The organism is Mesobacillus sp. AQ2 (genome assembly GCF_030122805.1).
GTDB lineage: Bacteria > Bacillota > Bacilli > Bacillales > Cytobacillaceae > Mesobacillus > Mesobacillus oceanisediminis_A.
The window spans coordinates 3,896,186-3,916,780 of the sequence record NZ_CP126080.1; the positions used below are offsets into that span (position 1 = coordinate 3,896,186).

The 20,595-nt window shown below is 42.8% G+C and carries 17 protein-coding genes; all 17 read right to left on the reverse strand.

Annotation, left to right across the window (positions count from 1 at the left end):
- Positions 1 to 100: 100 nt before the first annotated feature.
- The 17 genes from QNH36_RS19635 to QNH36_RS19715 all read right to left on the reverse strand — a co-directional run bounded on the left by QNH36_RS19635 (position 101) and on the right by QNH36_RS19715 (position 20,590).
- Positions 101 to 1,591, reverse strand: a complete 1,491-nt coding sequence (locus tag QNH36_RS19635) for a glycoside hydrolase family 32 protein (RefSeq protein ID WP_283904015.1) — start codon at positions 1,589 to 1,591, stop codon at positions 101 to 103.
- A gap of 92 nt (positions 1,592 to 1,683) precedes the next feature.
- Complete coding sequence (locus QNH36_RS19640) at positions 1,684 to 3,084, reverse strand: sucrose-specific PTS transporter subunit IIBC (RefSeq protein WP_283904016.1); 1,401 nt, start codon at positions 3,082 to 3,084, stop codon at positions 1,684 to 1,686.
- Between the two features lie 228 nt (positions 3,085 to 3,312).
- Positions 3,313 to 4,308, reverse strand: a complete 996-nt coding sequence (locus QNH36_RS19645; protein ID WP_283904017.1) for a LacI family DNA-binding transcriptional regulator — start codon at positions 4,306 to 4,308, stop codon at positions 3,313 to 3,315.
- Positions 4,309 to 4,389: 81 nt separating this feature from the next.
- A complete protein-coding gene (locus QNH36_RS19650; protein WP_144478881.1) occupies positions 4,390 to 5,091 on the reverse strand; it encodes a polysaccharide deacetylase family protein in 702 nt (233 codons plus the stop codon).
- A gap of 37 nt (positions 5,092 to 5,128) precedes the next feature.
- Entirely contained in the window at positions 5,129 to 5,521 is a 393-nt protein-coding gene (locus QNH36_RS19655; RefSeq protein ID WP_144478879.1) for a MarR family winged helix-turn-helix transcriptional regulator, read from the reverse strand.
- A 200-nt stretch (positions 5,522 to 5,721) separates the two neighbouring features.
- Positions 5,722 to 6,402: a Dph6-related ATP pyrophosphatase gene (locus QNH36_RS19660; RefSeq protein ID WP_283904018.1), complete on the reverse strand. Its 681-nt coding sequence runs from the start codon at positions 6,400 to 6,402 to the stop codon at positions 5,722 to 5,724.
- Positions 6,403 to 6,528: 126 nt separating this feature from the next.
- Complete coding sequence (locus tag QNH36_RS19665) at positions 6,529 to 7,086, reverse strand: hypothetical protein (protein ID WP_283904019.1); 558 nt, start codon at positions 7,084 to 7,086, stop codon at positions 6,529 to 6,531.
- Positions 7,087 to 7,088: 2 nt separating this feature from the next.
- Complete coding sequence (locus tag QNH36_RS19670) at positions 7,089 to 7,721, reverse strand: SCO family protein (protein ID WP_144478873.1); 633 nt, start codon at positions 7,719 to 7,721, stop codon at positions 7,089 to 7,091.
- Positions 7,722 to 8,115: 394 nt separating this feature from the next.
- A complete protein-coding gene (locus QNH36_RS19675) occupies positions 8,116 to 9,801 on the reverse strand; it encodes a cbb3-type cytochrome c oxidase subunit I (RefSeq protein ID WP_144478871.1) in 1,686 nt (561 codons plus the stop codon).
- Positions 9,802 to 9,816: 15 nt separating this feature from the next.
- Positions 9,817 to 10,278, reverse strand: a complete 462-nt coding sequence (locus QNH36_RS19680) for a cytochrome c oxidase subunit II (RefSeq protein ID WP_023626815.1) — start codon at positions 10,276 to 10,278, stop codon at positions 9,817 to 9,819.
- A 16-nt stretch (positions 10,279 to 10,294) separates the two neighbouring features.
- Positions 10,295 to 10,462, reverse strand: a complete 168-nt coding sequence (locus QNH36_RS19685) for a hypothetical protein (protein WP_186326811.1) — start codon at positions 10,460 to 10,462, stop codon at positions 10,295 to 10,297.
- Between the two features lie 629 nt (positions 10,463 to 11,091).
- Positions 11,092 to 12,609, reverse strand: coding sequence for an osmoprotectant update ABC transporter permease/substrate-binding subunit OpuFB (gene opuFB, locus QNH36_RS19690; RefSeq protein ID WP_283904020.1), 1,518 nt, complete (start codon positions 12,607 to 12,609; stop codon positions 11,092 to 11,094).
- Positions 12,606 to 13,553, reverse strand: coding sequence for an ABC transporter ATP-binding protein (locus QNH36_RS19695; protein WP_251544310.1), 948 nt, complete (start codon positions 13,551 to 13,553; stop codon positions 12,606 to 12,608). Before QNH36_RS19695 ends, opuFB begins: the two co-directional genes overlap by 4 nt.
- Positions 13,554 to 13,779: 226 nt before the next feature.
- Positions 13,780 to 14,769, reverse strand: a complete 990-nt coding sequence (mgrA, locus tag QNH36_RS19700) for an L-glyceraldehyde 3-phosphate reductase (protein ID WP_144478865.1) — start codon at positions 14,767 to 14,769, stop codon at positions 13,780 to 13,782.
- 31 nt (positions 14,770 to 14,800) lie between these two features.
- The gene (locus QNH36_RS19705) at positions 14,801 to 15,736 is read right to left on the reverse strand and encodes an aldo/keto reductase (RefSeq protein WP_144478863.1); all 936 of its coding nucleotides are present in this window, start codon (positions 15,734 to 15,736) and stop codon (positions 14,801 to 14,803) included.
- 471 nt (positions 15,737 to 16,207) lie between these two features.
- Positions 16,208 to 19,138 (reverse strand): carbohydrate binding domain-containing protein, encoded by a 2,931-nt coding sequence (locus QNH36_RS19710; protein ID WP_283904021.1) that lies wholly within the window; start codon positions 19,136 to 19,138, stop codon positions 16,208 to 16,210.
- A gap of 117 nt (positions 19,139 to 19,255) precedes the next feature.
- A complete protein-coding gene (locus tag QNH36_RS19715; protein WP_251544317.1) occupies positions 19,256 to 20,590 on the reverse strand; it encodes a glycoside hydrolase family 30 protein in 1,335 nt (444 codons plus the stop codon).
- Between the last annotated feature and the right edge of the window lie 5 nt (positions 20,591 to 20,595).

Consider the following 20,595-nt stretch of genomic DNA (forward strand, 5'->3'; position numbering starts at 1 on the left):
TGATTGATTTAAAATCACCATAATTATTGTTTAAGAAACCTTCTGCTGTCTGATAAAATCGACTTCTCGGAATGAATACAGTTTCGTCATCACCCAACGCTTAAATCGAAATTCCTTGAGCCAGCTCATATTTGCTATAACTGCAGCTTATGTTACCATCGCTGAACATCCTGATTCCCTTTGACTCTGCTTTGGGGAATACACGTGCAGTAAATACCACTTCCCCATCATTGATAAAAATCTCTGCGATGCTGTGGTCAACAAAAACCTGGACCTTCACATTGTCCCCTAATGCAAGTTCAGCGCTTCTTACATAACCGTATTCTCCGCCAAACGCAGCTTCGAAATTCTCACGATTCAAGCTCACTATCTGCTGCTCACGGTCAAACTCCAGTACAAGCCCTTCCGTTTCAGAAACAAACAATTCAAGCCCGAATTTGTTGCTTTGGATGCTATTAAAATTAAGATCAAGTTCATACTGGTCTGATGGGTTTCCGATTTCCCCGCCAGTTTCCGAGATCGTCATTTCACCGGAGTTTGATGTTTGTCTAAGCAGCTTTAAATCCTGTGCAGGCTTTTGAACCAACTTTCCATTAACAATTCCCAGTTCTCGCGGAACGGATAGGCAATGCGCCCATGACTCCCTGTCAGAAGGATATTCCACTTCCCCCATTCCAGCCCATGAAAACAGCAGCCGCTCCTTGTTTTTACCCACAAAGGTCTGAGGTGCATAAAAATCAAATCCTTTTTCCAGCTCTTGGTAGCACTCTACTTGATAAGTAAGGTTTTCGATATCCAGTTTGCCCAGCAGATAGATGACATTATAGAGATTGTGATAATCATGACCTTCCTCTTTCAAGCCCTGGGGTGAAAAAATCATCACATCCTGTCCATCCAATTCAAAAAAGTCCGGACATTCGAGCATATAGACGGAATCAGGAAATTCCAGATCAATCTTTAATTCGCCTCTAAAGGACCAGTCAATCGCATTGGCAGAATCATAGACAATAATGGCTCCTGTTAAATCCGTTCTTTGTGCACCAAGGAGCATGTAGTAGCGGCCATTCCTTTCAAAAACTTTGGGATCGCGGACATGACCGGTATATCCTTCCGGCACACCTTCAATAATTGGGTTGTTTGCGTATTTCGTAATCGTACCAGCCTTATCCATGATGGCCAGACACTGATTAGCCGATCTTTCCACTGCGCTATATTTAATATTCCCCGTATAGTACATGTAGAGCTTTCCATCTACTTCTAGAGAAGCACCGGAATAGGCTCCGTGCGATTCATAATCCTTTACAGGGACAATGGCAACTGGCAGACGCTCCCAGTTGACCAAATCCGTTGATTTCACATGCCCCCAGTGCTTCATCCCATGAATCGCATCAAACGGAAACCATTGAAAAAAGACATGGTATTCGCCGTTGAAATAGGCAAGTCCGTTCGGATCATTAATCAGGCCATATTGAGGATGAATATGATAAGCAGGCTTCCATCTGGAATTAGCTGATATTGCTTTAAGCCCTTCTAATTCATTTTCTTTAGCTTCAAAAATCGTTCGATATTTTAATTCAGTATGTCTTGCCATGTTGTTCCCTCCTGCTGAAATAGCGATGAGAGGAATCGCTTCCTCTCACCTGGAACTATTATTGAGTTGGCCTTTTACCCTTTAGTAACTAGTTACTGGTTCTCCTTTAACTGCTTATCGGAAAAACCAAACATCCAAGTTAAAACAAAAGCTATGGCAATTGCGATGATATTAACAAATAAATACAGTAAAATTTGTCCATTCAAATAGAGCAAGGTACCTGGAATAACTGTAATCGCCATCCCCGTTGCTTTTAAGCCAAAGATGGAAGCGAGAAAGCCGCCAACACCACCGCCAATAAGGCCCATCAGGAACGGTTTTCCATACCGGAGATTCACACCGAAAATCGCTGGTTCAGTTATACCCAGAAAAGCGGATAAGGAGGATGGCAGAGCCAACGCTCTCAACTTTTTGGATTTAGTCTTTAAACCTACTGCCAATGTAGCGCCACCCTGGGCAGCAACGGCAGCGGTAACAATTGCGTTGTATGGATTATTGCCCAATTTTTCAAGCAGAGATATTTCCAGCATATTGAAAACATGATGAACACCTGTTACAACGATGATTTGGTTCAAGAACCCAATCAGGAATCCGCTGATGCCAAATGGCCACTCCAAAACGGTAACTGTTGCATCCAAAATCCAGTTTTCAACTGTATGGAAGACAGGGCCTATCACAAATAATGCCAGGCTAATCATAATTAATAAAGTTAAAAATGGCGTAACAATCAAATCAAAGGCATCAGGAACACGTTTGCGAATCATCTGCTCGAGCTTGGCACCAACAATACCGGCAATAAAAGCTGGCAATACAGATCCTTGATAACCTACCACTGGAATAAACCCAAGAAACATGATTGGGTCTGCGCTCCCGCCTGCTACGTTCCAGGCATTTGGCAACGACGGACTAACAAGCATGAGCCCCAGGACCAAACCAATAATCGGTGATCCGCCGAAGACCCTGAAAGTAGACCAGGCAACAAGTGCAGGCAAAAAGATAAAAGCAGTATCAGTCAAAACTTGAGTAAATAATAGAAAGTTTTGTGATATATCATCTGGTGTCAAACCAAATAAAGCCAGGATTTGTTCCTGCATAACAAGACCGCGCAGACCCATGAATAATCCAGTTGCGACAAGAGCAGGAATGATGGGCACAAAAACATCCCCGAAAGACCGGATCGCTCTCTGGAAAACTGTCCCGCTTTGAGCTGCCTCTTTGGCTTGCTCAGATTTTGTGGAACTGCCAATCCCCAGACCTATTACTTCTTCATAAATTTTATTGACCGTACCCGTTCCAAGGATTACCTGATACTGACCAGAGTTAAAAAAGGCACCTTTTACCTTCTCAATTTCTTCTACTCTCTTTTGGTCTATTTTTTCTTTGTCCTTTACCATGATCCTTAGCCTGGTAGCACAATGGGCAGCTGATAAAATATTTTCTTGTCCGCCTGCTGCATCAATAATTTCTTTTGCAATTTGACGATTGTCAGCCATTAGTAAACACTCCTTTTTTAAAAAATTTCTTAATGAAACCAATCACCTGCGAACATGAAATCGATTTCATATAAACCCAAAAAAAATGTACTTCCATAAAATAAATTAAAAATTAAAATAAATGGAATCGATTTCATATTTCTGTAAAAATAAATCCTAAAAACATTCATTGATTTATTACATCAATGTTTATCCTTAGGCTGTAATATGAAATCGATTACACAACGATTATATACTATCTCTAACTATTAGTCTATAACCTAAAATCATCTTCTTATCATTCTTTTCATTCTTTACAATTTGATCCAGGAGCATGAAAGCCGCTTCTTCGCCCGCCCTCTGATTTTCATATTCAATTGTGGTTAATGCCGGCTGGACATATTGAGAAATATCAGCAGCACCCATACCTGAAACAGCTATTTGATTGGGAATCTTATAACCAGCTTCTTTCAAATACTGCATGGCTCCAATAGCAATTCTGTCCGTTACTGCGAATACAGCATCTGGGTAGTCATCTTTTTCAGATTGCTCCATTATTTCTTTCATCGCTTCGTAACCAGATAATATATCGAAATTTGTCTCTTTGACCCATCCCTCTCTGACTGTAAGGTTATGTTCTTTCATTGAATCCAGGAATCCTTTTTTGCGCCTTATTCCCACTGCACGGTCTGATTCATCTACACCAATGAAAGCGATGTATTTATAGCCTTTTTCGATAATCGCTTTCGCCATTGTTTTCGAGGCTTCATAATCATCATAGGTAACACTGCATACACCTGGAATATCTTGTCCAATAGCCACAAAGGGTATTTGAAGCTGCTCGATCTCTGCCATTAGTTCCTTATTTATATTGGTAGCAATTAAAACAATCCCATCAACCTGTCTGCTTTTTAACAATCGGATATATTCGATTTCCTTTTCAGGATTAAGGTTAGTTGTAGTCAGCAGGATTTGATAACCGTGCTCGCTAAATACATCATTCATACCGTCTACTACACGACTTGATGTTTCGGTACTGATTTTCGGAAGGATAACACCAATAACTTTTGTTTGTTTGGTTCGAAGTGATTTTGCATGTTGGCTGGGCACATACCCTGTTTTTTTAATTACCTCCAGCACTCGCTTTTTAGCTGCTGCACTTACATAACCCGATTCATTTAAAACTCTCGAGACTGTTGCTCTTGAAACATTTGCCATCTCTGCAATTTCCTTAATGGTCAACATCAAAACATCTCCCTAACTTGCTATCAGAACCATAATACCAATGGATTGCATGATTCACAATGCCTCATATACATTTATAGATCAATTAACTTCCTGAAGCTCATTTACCGTGACGAATTTATACCCTTCTACTGTTAAATCCTTCAAAATTCCTTCGATGGTCTTAAGCTCATCTCCAGATTGATCGTACATCGGATGCAATAAAATAATGGAACCAGGCTTTACATTATCTATCACGTATTCTATTTTATCAGCAGATGTATGATAGAAGGAATCTGGTTCAAGATTCCAGGTGATGGTGTCAATATTTTGCTGATGCAAGTAATAGGGCAGTCCTATTAGTTTTTTCCCGTTAGGAGGCCGAAAGTCAATCTCCCCTTTATACCCTGCTGCTTCAATTAATTCATTTGTTCGGGTAATTTCCTTTTTGATAAAAGTCGGGGATTTCAACACCATCCTGTTATGGGAGTATGTGTGATTCCCAATTTGATGACCTGCCCTGGCTATCATTTCTGCTGCATCTGGATTTTTTTCGATTTCGTTTCCAATCAGGAAGAATGTTGCTTTAGCATCGTACTTCTTTAGTATTTGCAAAATTTCTGGCACTTGTTGTGTTGGACCATCATCAAAGGTTAATGCGACTACTTTTTCTTTGGTTTCCACCTGGGATGTTAGACCGCCAAACAGTTGAAAAGTCCTGGAATTCATTAATTTATATGTCCCAAGCAAAAAAAGGAATACGATCGTAATTATAATTCCAAGATAGACAATTCTCTTTTTCATAAGTTACCTCTTATTTCTCCCGTCATTCAGTTATGTATCAAAGCTTCTCCTTAAACAATCCGATTCGTTTGATCTCTTCCAGATGGATTTCAGACAGACCCTCAAGGATCTCCATCCCTTTAGCGGTTACATCTACAAAGACACTCCTGCCGTCTTCCGGGTTTTTCCTGCGAGAGACCAGTCCTGACTTTTCGCAGCGATCGATCAGGCCGACGCATGAATGATGGGTGATTTGCAATCGTTCTGCCAGCTCGCTCGGTGTAGCATACTCCCTTTCCGGATATCCTTTTATGGCTAGCATCAGTTGGTGCTGCTGGGCGGTTATGCCCATATTTTCAGCTGCTGTTTCACTGAACTTCTGGAACTTCCTCAATTGGTACCGAAACTCAGCAAGGTACTCATATACGTCTTTACTAAGCAAAAATTCCACCTTACTTTCTTATTGATAAATATATCTTAACACGATATAATTAAAATACAAAATATCGTAATACGATATTTACATCTAAATAAAGGGGTGCTTTTTATGGATTTTTTACAATATCTTTCTCCAAACTCTATTTCCGGAGTCATTATTTTTCTAGCTGGCAGTTTATTGACCATTTATTTGAACTTAAAAGTTTATAAGCTTTAATATGGGATTAAATCTATGAACAAGAATCGATCTTTTTTAGTGAAATAATCCTTTGTCACTTTTTTCTCGCCTAATCCATAGTTGATAGGAAATTCAAAGTTTGGACCATCAAATACAAATGAATGGAATTCTCCATTCTCTCCGCAAATATCATGTTCTTTCGGGTATTCCATGATGAATTTTCGATCATATACTTTGCCTGCGCAGGACGGATCCAGCCTTTCTAAATCAACACATGTTAAAACCGTTTTGAAACCAAGATCAACAAAATCATGGCTTACTTCCTCTACCGGTATACCCCAGAGCGGAAAAACAGGGGTTATTCCCGATTCAGAGAATAATTCCTCCCGATACTCTCGTACATCCTGAAGATGTATATCGCCAAAGGCAATATGGGTAACGCCGTCTTTTCTCATCCCTGCTATCGCTTTACCCATTATTTCTTGATACTTTTCATCCGGACAATCCTGCGGAAGCCAGACCTCTCTTAATGGAATTCCCAATGACTCAGATTGAAGCTTCAACAGCTCATAGCGAACCCCATGAATCGATACCCGGCCGAATCCTTCTGTCAGGGTCACGAGCAATGAATCAACCTCAAAAACAGGGTTATTTTGTATTTTGTATAATGCCAGCATGGAGTCCTTCCCGCCACTGAATGAGATTGCTATTTTCATTTTAGTCCTCCTCTACACTGATTCGCCTTTTTGGCTGTTTGTATATCAAGTATTTCTAACAAACTACCTTTAACTTATTATACTTTATAGCATCGTGCTGTGAAATCTGCACAGTGGATCAATTCCTTATTCATATAATGAAGGGTCCACTAATACCGTATACGCCAGGTAAATTACCATACAGATCGCCATTGTGATAAATCCCCACCCGAGGATCATCTGGTCAACTACTAAGTAATTATTGCATAGCTGGTCGTTTGCTTGAATATATAACCAGCCCATTCCCAGAAAAACCACTGTGAAAAATCCAATCGTAAAATTTTTTCGATTCTTTTTGAGTTTTTTCCAGGAGTCTCTTAGAGGCACTCCCGCGAGGAAAGGCAAACTGAAGAATTTGAAAAATTCCACACTATTTGCAGTCAAGGCTTCATCCATTGTGCGCGGCAGCATCCAATTACCCATGATGATGATAAAAAGAAGGATTCCTGGGATGCCCTCTTGATTATATTTGGAAAAGAAATGAGGAAAGCGCTGCTGGAAAAACTGTCCCATGAAAAAACCGGCAATCACCAGCATCGGCATCTGCATATGCATGTGGATGATCATGACGGATTCCATTAAGTTTGCAACAGGAGGAAGCATTAAACCGATTAAAAGGGCAAGCCCGAACAAAAACTGATTCATCGTCATTTCCCCCTGTCTGCTTCTAAAGTCTCTTTCAGCCTATCTGCTGCCTCATTTACCAGTGTAAAATCCATTACATCCACTAGTGCGCCTTGACGGTCCAATAAATAAAACGCAGAATTATGAGCGAAGTTCCCATTTCCATCCGGAATCACAATGACGCCAAACTTCTTCAGCAAGGTATCCAACTGTTCCTGGTCAGGGATTCTGGCCATTCTCCATGTCTCTCCATCACTTCCGAATAAATCCTTATACTTGTTCAACGTAGCCGGATCATCTTTGCCCGGGTCAAAGCTGATGCTTAAAAAGATGATATCCTTGCCTATATATTCACTGGGAAGCAGTTCGTACACCTGCGACATATTTTCTTCTAGCTTAATGCATATCGTAGTGCAGCCTGTATAGATAAAAGTGATAAATACATATTTTCCTTCAAATTCGGAAATAGAATAGGTCCGATCCTCACTATCCTCAAAGGTTACTTGTGGAAACTGGGGCTGTTCTTCAACCAGTTTTGTCACTCTTGCTGTCTCTGCTGTATAAGCTGTGAATCCGTCTGTTCCTGTATAAAATAAAAGAAGTCCAAACACCAATATAACTATACAAGATACGGCCGTTTGCCGATTTTTGATCAAATTGATCACATCCCATTTTTCAGTGGTGATTCTTATATAGGTCCTGTTTTCACATTACATTCTGACTTGAAAGAGATAGTCCTGATTTCAGGAGCTATCTCTTTGTTTACATAACAAGAAAGTAAAAAGTTTTTTGCAATTAGATTAGTGTCCAGCTACAGCGCCTAGCCCCTCGAGTCGTTTTTCTAGCTCCGGCTCCTAACTCCTCGAGACGCTTCAGTCCTGCCAATGAAGTCAAAGAGCAACTTCACTGTCAGGCCCTCCAGCGCTTGTCGGAGTTGGGCAGTCGCCTCCGCTTTTCAATTTCAGTCCTGCCAATGAAGTCAAAGAGCGACTTCACTGGCAGGCCCTCCAACGCTTGTCGGGACTGACCAAGGCGCTTTCGCTTTTCTTTTTACCAAGTCTTAAATGGCGGCGATCCTGGAGGTGCATTCATGATCATGTCTGCGATTGGCAATACATAAGCCATCGAAACAACCAATAGCATGAGCACAACCCAGATTCCCCAGCGCTCTGTCCAGTATGGCGTTTTCGACGCTCCTGCTTCCTCTTCGGCAATTGGGAATTCTGTTACTCCCTTTGGTGCGAAAAACATGAGGTTGAATACCGCATAAACTTGAAGGATGACGGCAATCAGCAATAAGCTTGCTCCAATCCCCACCGCTGCCATTAGAGGATTCCATCCAAGTTTTTCTGCAAAGTCCCCATAGGTTGTGAAGGATGTTCTCCTTGGAGAGCCAAATAGCCCGGCAGCATGCATGGAAATCGACATGATCACCATACCTATAGTCCATATGACGGTTTGAATCACTCCCAATCTATTAATGGCAGGTGTCAGCACCCGTTTTGACAGATATGGAACGAGCCAGTAACTGATGCCGAAGAAGGTCATGATGACAGACATTCCAAGTGTTAAGTGGAAATGGCCTACCACCCACATTGTATTGTGTATAACCTGGTCCAATTGGTTCGTGCTTTGTGCAATTCCGCCAGCTCCAGCGGGAATGAATGCTACCATGGCGATAAACGGCGACAGGAATCGTACATCGCCCCATGGCATCTTTTTATACCAGCCAACTAAACCCTTTCCGCCTTTCGCTCGTGCAGTACGTTCAAAAACCCTGAACATCGCGTATGCGGTCATTAAAGATGGAAATCCGATTGCAAGGCTCATGAACACGTGCATATATTTAATCGACTCCGAAATACCGGGGTCAATGATCTGATGGTGGAATCCGCCGGTAATGTTCATAATTACTAACGGAATGACAACCATACGTGTTAAGAGATCATTCCAACGGTGTCCGCCGATTATTTTTGGTACGATGACATACCATGCAGAGACAGCTGTCAGATACCAAATGTTAACGGCAGTATGGCCAAATGCCCAGAAAAGTGTACGCGCCAGCAATACGTTTATGCCGTCTGTCCAGCCAAGTGTCCATGGAATGATCATGAACAGGACTTCCACCGCAACAAAAGCTGTTGCGCCGACTAACAGGACGAAGACACCTGTTGCAAAGAAGGCGAGGATCGGGAGGTGTTGTCCCTTGTGATTCCTTCTCCAGTTCGCAACCTGTGTAAACGCTCCTAATGCTAGCATCCAGATGCCCAAGACAATGAATACCAGGCCAAAGTAAAACATTGGTGATGCGGCCATTGGCGGATAGAAGGTGTACATGACCGAGGCTTCATTCTTTAAAATTGGAATGACGACCAAAACAAATCCGAATATCTTCATCCAAAAACCGATCCATGCCATTTTCCTTACTTTAGGCAGCAATCCTCCCAGCGTGTGAGAGAGTCCGGCATAAAAATACCCAATCGTGAAGAATGCCGATAATACAACGACTAACAAGATTCCATGGGCCGTAAGCACCTGATAATAGTTAAGCCATGGCGGCAATTGCAGGACACCCGCTCGATTCAGGCCTTGAAGCAAGCCCAGGAAACCGCCAAGCAGCAATGCGATGAACGCAATAGATAAGTATGATTTCGAGATTCTTGCATCTTCCTGGCTAATTCCTAATACTTGATTAGTTTTTTGTTTAAATGAAGTTGAGTTTACTGCAGACTGCATATTTTTTCCCCCCTTTTATTTAACGATGATTTTCGTGCTCATGGCCTGGTGCCCGGCACCGCAATATTCATTGCATAGCACCAAATATTCACCTGGTTCATCAAACTTCTGAGATATTTTTTGGATATGACCCGGCATAACCATTGCGTTTAAATTCGTATTTGCCACCTGGAAACCATGGACAACATCTTTTGACGTTAAAGTGAAATGGACTGTAGAACCGGCAGGAACTTCGATTTCCATTGGTGTAAAACTAAATACCTGAAGCGTCATGACAACTTCGTACTCGTTTTCACCAATTTGTTTTATTCCCGGCTCATCAAATGGAGCTGTTTCATCGACCTTTTGCGGATCAATCGTTTCTTTATGGCTTGGCGGCCCCATTCCTAATGCCACTGCCTGGTACCCAGTAAAAATCATGAATCCCATGATCATTCCAAAACTTAAAAACAGCCAGATTTTTTCATCTAAATGCATTTTTTCTCTCCCCCTTCTAGACTCTTGCCATATAAAGTCCGAATAGAATAAAGTAGGTAGCAAGAATCACTGCTCCCACTACGCCAACCGATATCCAGGTCCCTACCTTTGTTTTCTCGTGATTTGTAACCTCCACGATTTCACCCTGAACTTCTTCCTGGCCACTTCTGTCTGTAACTTTCAACCAAATCCCCTCCTTTGATTTCTTACCTTCATCTTAATTGCGAATGATTATCAATGTAGTGAGTCAAATCACATATCAAACCCCTGGGAGTACTAGAAATTTAACTTTTTTTAGGAGCGGTTCAAATTTACGCAAATAAAAACCCCCGCTGTTGTGACGAGGGTTTTTAACAGTAATTTGTCATTTCATGAAAAAACTATAGCTCGATTCACTCCCTTTAATATGCTGGGGCGGGCGAACCTCTTAGAGTAGTTAAGAATCAGTTTATTTGTTTTCAAAAGAGGGTAAACAATCATCTATCATGAAAGCCTGCCAGGTTTTTTCCTTCATGGGATTTTTAAATTTCCTAACACATCAATATTTCAACAGGAGGATTTCATATATTTAAGGATATTTTGACATCAGAAGAACATAATTTAGTAAAAGAATTAAAATATAAGGTTATTGATGTGACGAATAAAAATGAAAGAGAATCCATTTATGGCGAAATCAATGCCATTTTTGCACAGGCAAAAACTCGCTTTCTATCGAGTATTAGTAATTAGTCTGTATTAATTTCACCACTGACATGAGGCAGGAAAACCAATTGGTTTTCCTGCCTCTTGTCTTAACTGATGTTCATGATGTATTTATTCTAATAATCCGGCTTCTCTTAAATACTTCCGTGCTGTCTCTTCAGCCGACTTCCCTTCTACATTCACCTGATAATTCATTTTCCGCATTTCATCATCGGTGATTTTACCCTCGAGCTTGTTAAGTGCCTCGACGATTTCGGGATATTTTTCTGCTGTTTCAGCTCTCATGAGAGGGGCTCCCTGATATGGAGGGAATAAGTTTTTATCATCTTCAAGTACGACCAGCTTGTAGCGCTGGAGCTCACTGTCGGTGGAGTAGGCATCCACCAGGTTGATTTCCCCGCTTTTTATCGCTCCGTACCTAAGTTTTGGCTCCATAGTGGTCAAGCTTGGCAGATTCAGATTATAAAGCTTCTGGATTCCTTTGTAGCCATCTTCCCGATCTGAAAACTCAAGCGTGAAGCCAGCTTTTAATGATGTTTCAATCGATTTCAAGTCAGATATGGTTTTCAAGTCCTTTTCCTTTGCCAATTGTTCCGGAACGGCTAAAGCATAGGTGTTGTTGTAATCCATCGGCCGAAGCATATCCATGTCGAACTCTTTTTTCATCCCTTCTTTTGCCTGCTGATATACTTCTTGGCGGCTTGTACTCTCGGCTGTTTCTTTTAAAAATTCCGAGATGGCCGTGCCGGTAAATTCCGGATAAATATCAATATCTCCATTTTTCAATGCGGTGAAAACAAAAGATGTTTTTCCCAGTCCCGGCTTCAGCTGTACCGAATGGTCCGTTTCTTCTTCGATCAGGAGCTTGTACATATTGATCAGAATTTCCGGTTCCGATCCCAGCTTTCCGGCGATGACAAGTTCGTCTTCATTTTTCCCGCCGAGGAATGGCATGGCCATCATGAGGATTACGGCTAATGAAATGGCCCCAATTGTTACAAGTGATTTTTTAAAAGAAACCGTTTCAAACCTTCTAAGCACGAGGTCGAACAGGATCGCAAGAAGGGCAGCGGGTATGGCCCCAAGAACGATTAATGCCGTGTTATTACGATCGATTCCGAGGAGGATCAGGTCACCTAGCCCACCGGCTCCAATCAGGGCTGCAATCGTTGCTGTTCCAACGATCAAGACCATCGCTGTCCGGATTCCAGCCATAATGACCGGCATCGCCAATGGAAGTTCCACTTTCATCAAACGCCGCTTGCTGTTCATTCCCATGGCCCGGGCAGCTTCAATTAACGCGGGATCTACCTCATTGATTCCTGTATATGTATTCCTTAAAATCGGAAGAAGTGCATACGCCACTAGGGCAATGATTGCCGGGACTTTGCCAATTCCGAACAGAGGAATCAACAGTCCGAGCAATGCAAGTGAAGGAATTGTTTGCAGCACCGCAGTTACTCCTATGATTCCTTCTGATATCCGCTTCCTTCTTGTCAGGAAAATACCGAGCGGAATGGCGATTAACACTGCGAAGAATAGCGCAATGAAAGAAATCTGGATATGTTCGAGCAGGGCACTTAAAAGTTCATCTTTTCTTTCTGCAAAAGTGGAAGTCCAGCCGTTCATTTCATCGCCTCCATTCGGCCAGATAAAATCTGGATCATCCCCTGTCGGTCAATGGTACCGATTTTTTCATCACCATCAACAACCGCTAGCTGTTCATGCTCACTCAATAACACGAGGATTCCATTGATCGACACCTTGCGGGAAATGACAGGAAGGTGCTCCATCTCCATAGGATTCGCAGGATGAACAGCTTCAATGATATCCACCATTTTCCCCTTAGATTGGTCAATCCCGACAAACTCACGGACAAAGTCATTCGCAGGCTGTTGCAGCAGTTCTTCCGGGGATCCTGTCTGGACAACTTCCCCATTCCTCATCAGGCAAATCCGGTCACCAAGCTTCAATGCCTCGCTCATATCATGGGTCACGAATACGATCGTTTTCTTTATGTTGTTTTGCAATTGAATCAGGTCATCCTGAAGTTTTTCCCTGCTCAATGGGTCCAATGCGCTGAATGGCTCGTCCATTAAAATGATCGGCGGATTGGCAGCAAGCGCCCGGGCTACGCCAATCCTTTGCTGCTGCCCTCCGGATAGTTCATGGGGCAGCCTTTTACGATAGGTTTTCGGGTCAAGTCCAACCATATCCAACAATTCATCGATCCGGTGACTGATTTTATTCTGATCCCATTTCTTCATCTCTGGGACGACCGCTATATTTTCTTCGATCGTCATATGCGGAAACAAGGCAATCTGCTGAAGCACATACCCAATATCCCAGCGAAGCTCGTGAATATCATAGTCACTGATCATCTTATCCTTGATCCTTATGTAGCCGGCCGTAAGCGGAATCAGCCGATTGATCATTTTTAAAGTCGTCGTCTTACCGGAGCCGCTCGGACCGATCAGGACAAGCAATTCCCCTTCGTTAATATGTAAATTAAAATTCTTCACCGCATAGGTTCCATCGTCATATTTCTTTGCGACATTTTCAAAGCTGATCACTTTTTCACCCCTAAGTTTTCTTGTCTAATTTTACTATTAGTGTTAACACTTTCATCAGTTCTTATTTTTCGTTACAGGCAGAGCCGGATATTGCTAATTAAATACTACCAAAACCTATGTCTTTTGGTAAAAGAAAGCTAATCTACCTTTACCCTGATACCAAGAAATTTATTCCGGCAAAAAATAAAGCTGCAAAACCAATTGGCTTTACAGCTTGTTCAGGTAACTATTTAAGAATATCATCAATCATGTTCAATTCTGCCTCACTGAAATCCAGACGGTTCAGGGCGGCGACATTTTCTTCAATCTGGCTTACTTTGCTTGCGCCTATAAGGGCTGAGGTGATTTTCTGTTCCCTAAGAACCCAGGCCAGTGCCATCTGGGCAAGTGACTGGCCCCGTTCCTGTGCAATTTCATTTAGTTTTCTAACCCTGGCAAGAACTTCTTCAGATACATCACCTTCATTGAGGAAACTGTTTGGCTTCAGGGCTCTGGAATCTTCGGGGATTCCGTTTAAGTATCTATTGGTCAGCAACCCTTGGGCAAGTGGAACAAACGCAATCGATCCGACTCCTTCTTCCTTCAGCAAATCTGTCAGTCCATCTTCTACCCATCGGTTGAACATTGAATAAGCAGGCTGATGGATCAACAACGGTGTTCCCAGTTCTTTTAGAATCGCGACAGCCTGTTTTGTTTCCTCTACTCCATAATTGGACAAACCAACATAAAGAGCCTTCCCCTGCCTGACGACATGATCAAGTGCCATCATCGTTTCCTCTAGAGGAGTTTCCGGATCCGGCCTGTGATGATAAAAGATATCGACATAATCGAGTTCCATCCTTTTTAGACTCTGGTCGAGGCTGGTTACCAGGTATTTTCTTGAACCCCAATCACCATAGGGCCCCTGCCACATGCCGTAGCCAGCTTTGGTCGAAATCACCATTTCATCACGGTATCCTGAAAAATCCTTGCGGAGGATGCTGCCGAAGTTTTCTTCTGCTGATCCCGGGGGCGGTCCATAGTTATTCGCAAGATCGAAATGGGTAATACCCAGATCAAAAGCCCGCCTGATTAACGAACGCCCATTTTCAAAAGTATCCTGGCCGCCGAAATTATGCCATAGCCCTAGTGAAATGGCTGGCAATTTAAGCCCTGATTTACCGCATCTGTTATAAGTCATCGTTTCATAGCGACTGCTGTCTGGTTGATATGCCATAATTTTAACCTCCAAATATTCCTAATCATTTCTACCATCCCAATGGATTGGCTTGCAGCGTCTTTTCCCATAATACTTCTAGGTTTTCTACTTTTTCCGTTGAAATCCTTTTATCTGACGCAGATAAATTCTCAATCAGCTGTTCAAGTTTCTTGTTTCCAGGTATTACGGTAGACACCTCCTGATAATCAAGTATAAACCTTAAGGCCAACTGGACCAGCGATTCCCCTGGTTCGAGCATTTCCTTGAGGACAGGCAGCAGCTCGGCTCTTTTCCTGAGTTGATTCTGATCCCAACGGCTCCTGATATCTGTAAAAACACTATTTTCATCATACTTGCCTGATAGCCACCCAGAATCAAGCGGAACTTTAACAATCAGTCCCACATTCTTCTCTGCAGCCATAGTGAAGGCGCTTCTAGGCTCCTGATGAAAAATATTGAACATCACTTCGATGATCTGACTGCCAGTAGACTTCATGAGCTCCTCCATTTCATACCCGGAATCGACTGAAGCTCCGTATGCCCGAATCTTCCCTTGCTGCTTGAGGGATTCCAATATGTAAAAGTGATCGCTTTTTCCGGTCAGGATTTCAAGCGGGGGATTATGCAATAAAATCGAATCCAGGTAATCCGTTTTAAGCCGCTGCAAACTACCTTCAACCGAACTGCGGATCTTCTGCGAATCAAAATCAAGGGTGTTATCTGGATGATGGCCAAATTTGCTGTTAATCACTGCCTCGCTCCTTCTTCCGGAAAGAGCCTCTCCAAGCAATGACTCACTTTTGCCACCTCCATAATTAGGAGCAGTATCAAAGAAATTGCAGCCCCGGTCAAGTGCTTCATGCACCAGCATGATTGCCTGATTGTCATCCATGCCTTCCCAGTCCCTTGCATTGCCGAGCTGCCAGCCACCGAAACCAACTTCCGACACTTTTATCCCTGTACTTCCAAGCTGTCTGTAATTCATCTTCCTCCTCCTCTACTGTCATGCTGGCTGTTCGTTTGCATCAATCAGTACCTTCTTTTCCCATACTCTGCTTTTCCACCTTATGTACATGATGATTCCCCTGAACCATTCATCAATGATAAAGGCGATCTAATAAGCCAATCTGTTTAGGCAGACTGTTTTTCTGTAAAGTCATCTTGCATTTCCACCTTTAAAAGTTTCCTCTGATAAAATTACTCTGGCCACGCTTCTTCAATATTCCTTTTCCTGAATTTGAAGGAAAAGAGGCAGAAAAGCCTTGCTGTTCTGCCTCTTGATTTCGACTATTATTGAATTATATTGACGAGTTTTAAAATTATTCGACCACATTTTAAATTTTATTGGCGAATTTCTAATTTATTCGACCACATTTTGAGTTTTTTCGGCGAATTTTTAAATTATTCGACCACATTCCCAATTATTTCGACCAAGTCAATACATCCGCTAATTCACCTATTTTTTTATGATGCTCACATTGTCCAGATAGACATTTGCTGCCGCATTGCCTTCGAAAATATTGCCCAGCTCGAAAACGATTTTGCCATCTGCATAGGTTTCTTCAGTCATGACAAAAGTGATGCTGTGATGGGTCATATCTGTCGTTAAATCCACTGTGTGTGTTGGCATATAAGCTATGAACCAAGGGTCCGTGCTCAATTCCCTGCCAATATTGACATTCATTTTCCTTGGCACATCTGCTCTTGCATCAAAAGCTACTGTATAGCTGCTGCCATTTTCAAAAAGCAAATCCTTCTGAAATACCTGAGGAGAATACGATGCACCGCCAATCTGTGAAATCGCAACCTTTAGTTCTCCATTGTCAGCCGTCATCTCTCCAGCAGCATACCCGCTCCACTGGTCGCCCCACCATGAGGACCAGCTTTCCGTTCCAGCGCTGAATGTTCCGTTATCAATTCCCGGAGTGGAGCCGGGATCTTGCTCGGACGGAGCGTCTTTAACCTTCAACACCACGTTATCGATAAATACATCATGTGCGCCGACTGGTGAAAGAGCGTTTTTACCAAGCAGCATTTTGAAGGACGCAATGTCATCGGCGGGCATTTTGAATTCATAGGTGAATTGCTGCATTTGACCACTAAGTGTGATCGATTTACTCAAGAACCGAGTATATTCAGCGTTCTCAATCGTTACCTCAGCCTGTCTATCCTTTGTAGAACGGGCATCGAAGGATAATTCATAGACCACTTCTTTAGTAAGGTTCAAGTTCGGCTGTATCAGCTGGACGCTCCAAGTTTCATTTCCTTCATTGCCAATAGCCACTTTGGCCTCTCCATTTTCTGGAGTGATCTGGGCGCTGGCATCATAATGAGCATAATTTTCCCAAGCTGATAATCCGTCTGTGAAATCCCCATTTTTCAAAGGATATAAGTCAATGTCTCCATAGTCCGGAATGTTGGATGTTTTTATCAGGACAACATCATCCATATAAACATCGACATCTCCGCCGCCAAAACTAAAGACAAGCTGAGCTTCTGAATCAGAAATATTTTCTGGCATTGTAAATTCAAATGTTTTCTCTTCCATATTGGAAGTGAGCTCAATTGTGCCAATTCCAGAGTAGTTAACCGTGCCGCCAACATTCAAAAGGCTGACTTGAATCGGTCTTTGTTCTGCTGCTTTTGCTTTAAAGGAAAGCTTATAATCATTTCCCGCAACCAGGTTAATCCCTTTTTGGTCAAGCTGGACTGCTTCAGGATGGCTGTCCCCCTCTTCAATTGCCACATGAAGTTCTCGTGTGTTTTCAGAAACAGAGGCCTTTGCAGCTGCTTCTTCAACTGAGAAATTCCAGAATATCATCCGGTCCATGCCACCCTGGTCGAATGTTCCATTATAAACATGGTTGCCATTTGGCAACGGCTGTTTTGCACCATTTTGATCTACTGGTGTGCCTGTAATATCTTCAACTTTTACATTGCCGATCCAAACCGGATTCGTCCCATTGCCGCCAAGATTGAACTCAAGCCTTGATGCAATATCAGTCTCATTCAGCATATCAAATGTAAATTCATAGCGTTGCAGCTCGGCAGAAAGCTGGAAGGATTCCTCATTCGAATACTTCACCCAGCCTCGTTTCTCGCCAGCCCCTACTTTTACCATGACCTTTCTTCCCGCAGTCGATTTGGCATCAAAGCTGACCTTATACTTCCCGCCATTGCCAAGCGAGATGTTCTGGATCATTTGCAGGGAATAAAGCTGTGAACCTGGATTCGTGATATTCATTTTAGCAAAATTCTTGCTATCGATTTCCTCTAGTTCTAATCTGCCGTCTCCTCCGAACTCTGGTAACTTCACAAAGTTCCAATATAGCGGATCCAGTTCCACCCCAGGCTGATCCACTACTGTTACTGGCTTTTGATAGTTTTGGTCATAAACCAAATTGCCATCCTCTAAAGGCTGCTTAGCATCTGCTGGCAATTCCACAGGTCCGGACACCGGTTCCACAGGTTCGCGGTAATCCCGTTTCTTCAAGTCGTACACCCTTACATAGTCGACTTCCATCTGGCTTGGGAATTTCGTCGTCTCGTCAACTTCACCGTCAAACCAGCCTCCAACTGCAAGGTTCATAACCAAATAGAATTCCTGATCAAAAGGTGCAGGATAGGAATAGTTTGCTGCGTTATCCTTTCCTTTTGAATACCATTTATTTTGAGTTTGATAGAGTTGACCATCAACATACCAGCGTAGCTCTCCAGGCTCCCATTCGAGAGCATATGTATGCCACTTGTCAATGCCTCTGTTTTCAGGAAGTTCGAATTCCTTACCTGTATACTTGTTATTTGGCCAGCCTTCGCCATAATGGATTGTTCCTGCCACTGTATTCGGCCGGCTTCCCCACGCCTCCATGATATCGATTTCACCGGAGGCTGCCCAGGAACCATATTTATCTTCTTCAGGAAGCATCCAGATCGCAGGCCAAAGTCCTTTGCCTGTTGGCAGCTTCGCCTTGATTTCGTATCTGCCGTATGTCTTGCTGAAGAGACCTTTTGTTTTGAGTTTGGCAGAAGTATAATCGTATGTTCCAAACTGGTCTGTAACCTGTTCTTTTTTCGCTTTTATGACAAGCTTGCCATCATCAATAAAAGCGTTTTCATCAGAATCCGTATAATACTCTTTCTCGTTGTTGCCCCAACCTGAAGTAACCCCGTTGCCATCCTCATCTACGATCCAGTTCCCGATATCATAAGTCCATTTGCTGCGGTCGATTTCCGGACCGCTGAACTCATCTGACCAGACAAGTGACCACTCAGATTTGTTCTGTTTGTTTTTCAACTCTTCATTTCCTGGTTTATCTTTTGGCGCCCCGAAACTGGCTGCTGGCAAAATCATCATGGCACTCAACAAAAGAGCCAAGGTCTTCTTCATACCAATTCCTCCTTCATTATTTTACAAGCATTAAAGACTTCTAAAATAAATCCACCTCCTTTTCATGTTGATCATTAGCGTAAATCACATTTTGTCATGACAAGGAGGCGGCAGAGCTTAACTTTCTATTATGAATGTTGTAATTGAATGACCAGGCAGCTCGGCTTTGGCAATCTTGCCTCCGACCGATAGTGAGAATGACTCTGTTGTGTCTGCATCATTCATGACAACCGCAACAATCGAGCCATCTTCATTTTTAAATGAAACTGCTTTTAAAGATTCATGATTTAATTCATGCCCGATTCTAACTGCGTTCGGCTTAATGTATTTGCTGAAGTGTCCAATATAATAAAAGGAGCTGTTATAGTGAACCTCACCAGTTTTCGTGTCGACGATCACAGGAGCATCGCAGTAGTTGCCTACATGGTTCGGCCCGCCCTGTTCGTTAAGGACGATATTCCAGTCAATCCAGCCTTCAAGCCAGTTGTTGATGTCGCCCATGATGTTCCTGGCGTAACGTTCTCCAGTATGCCATGCGCCCAGCTGGACTCCGCCTTCAATGCATCCTTCGGTAAAAATCAGGTGCTTGTCAGGGAAGTCTTCGTGAATCTTGCTCAAATTCTCGAATTCTTCTGATACATACCAGTGGAGACCTGTACCCCAAATATATTTTGCAGCCTCAGAATCTGATAGAATCGTTTTTGCCCGTTCATAGGCGATATCCCGGTTGTGGTCCCAGATGATGATTTTCTTGTCCTCATGGCCTTCCTTTTCCATGACAGGACCTAAATGATTTTTGACAAAATCACGCTCTTCTTCTGCTGTATATCTGCAAGAATCCCAAACCTGCGTGGCTTCAGGCTCATTTTGGACGGTGATCCCCCAGATCGGCACACCCTCTGTTTCCATTGCCTTGATATATTTGGTGTAATACAAAGCCCATGTATCATTGAACTCAGCCTTTAGCTTCCCGCCGTTATTCATTTCATTATTGGTCTTCATCCAGGCTGGAGGGCTCCATGGAGAAGAAAGGATCGTCAATCCTTCCCCTCTGGCCTTCACAGCATCCTTTATGAGCGGCAATACATATTTGTTTTCACGCTCGATTGAAAAGGTTTTAAGCTCCGTGTCATTCTCTTCAACATAGGTGTAATTTTCGAGGGCAAAATCACAGCTATGGATATGGGTCCTGCCCAGGCTGTAACCAAGACCTGTCTCCTGGTTAAAATAGCTGTCGATTATTTTTGCGCGTTCTTCCCCGGGAATTTGCGAAAGTGTGTAAGCAGCTGCCTCTGTAAAAGCTCCGCCGAATCCCATGAAGCTTTGGTATTTCTTTTCTGGGTCAAGCTTCATCACAAAATCGCGGCCAGGCTCATCTGTAAAAGAAATTTTGCCCTTGTCAGCAAAGCGGTCGCCTGTGTTTTTTGAAGTTTGGATCATTTTCATTTCCATCTGTC